The 724-nt window shown below is 70.2% G+C and carries 2 protein-coding genes; both read right to left on the bottom strand.

The genetic code is table 11. From position 1 onward, the window contains the following. The coding region (locus IH13_RS0120930) for a rodlin (protein WP_031086675.1) at nucleotides 1–258 on the bottom strand (258 nt) is incomplete at its 3' end. A 130-nt stretch (nucleotides 259–388) separates the two neighbouring features. Continuing rightward, nucleotides 389–571, bottom strand: a complete 183-nt coding sequence (locus IH13_RS0120925; RefSeq protein ID WP_031086673.1) for a hypothetical protein — start codon at nucleotides 569–571, stop codon at nucleotides 389–391. Nucleotides 572–724: the final 153 nt, after the last annotated feature.

Genomic DNA, 724 nt, shown 5'->3' with positions numbered 1-724 from the left:
CACCAGGCCGACGAGCGAACCGGCGTTGACCTTCGCCGGGACGCCGAGGCAGAGCTTGTTCAGCGAGCCCTGGACCAGGCTGAGCTGCGGGCTCTGGTCGCCCTTGGTCACGGAGTTGCCGAACTCCGACTCGGCTCCGTTGCCGTTCACCACGGTGGTGCCGTGGTCGTTGCCGACGGCCATGGCCATGGGGGCCGCGGCTGCGGAGGCACCGATCAGGGACACTGCCACGGCCGCGCCGGCCATCATCTTCTTCATTACGCTTCACCTTTCCACGCGTCCCTTGTGGGACGTACTGATAACCGCGATCGGAAGCCAAGGTTCCGCTACGCCACTCGAACGGATTCGGTGCGGCGAGAGGTCGACGTTCCGCTGCGGAAGGGGGGGGTTACGTCCTGCGGGCCGCCGGAACGAAGACCCGCACGCTCCCGGGCGCCACCGCCGCTTCGCGCTCGGCGGCATGCCGGCCCGCTTCCCGCCCCTCGGCGAGCAACCGGTCGTAGATCGGCGTCGAAGAGTGGTCGGGCGGCCCATCGTGGCCACGCCGGGGCTGACTGTCGTACTGGTCCATGGGGTGGCCCTACCCGAACCGGCGGGATACGCCGACCGCGGGTGCGGCAACCGGACCAATATCCGCACGATCGGGTTACCCGACGGCGGGAGGGTACGGAAGGGGCCGGTCCACCGGTGGACCGGCCCCGGTACTCCGCGCACCGGCACGGCC

Origin of the sequence: Streptomyces sp. NRRL WC-3549 (assembly GCF_000721935.1) — a bacterium.
Taxonomy (GTDB): domain Bacteria; phylum Actinomycetota; class Actinomycetes; order Streptomycetales; family Streptomycetaceae; genus Streptomyces.
This window is presented reverse-complemented; position numbering and strand designations above follow the sequence as displayed.

Excerpts from the sequence above, each read along its gene's own strand:
- IH13_RS0120925 (WP_031086673.1), bottom strand. The coding sequence starts at position 571 with ATGGACCAGTACGACAGTCAGCCCCGGCGTGGCCACGATGGGCCGCCC.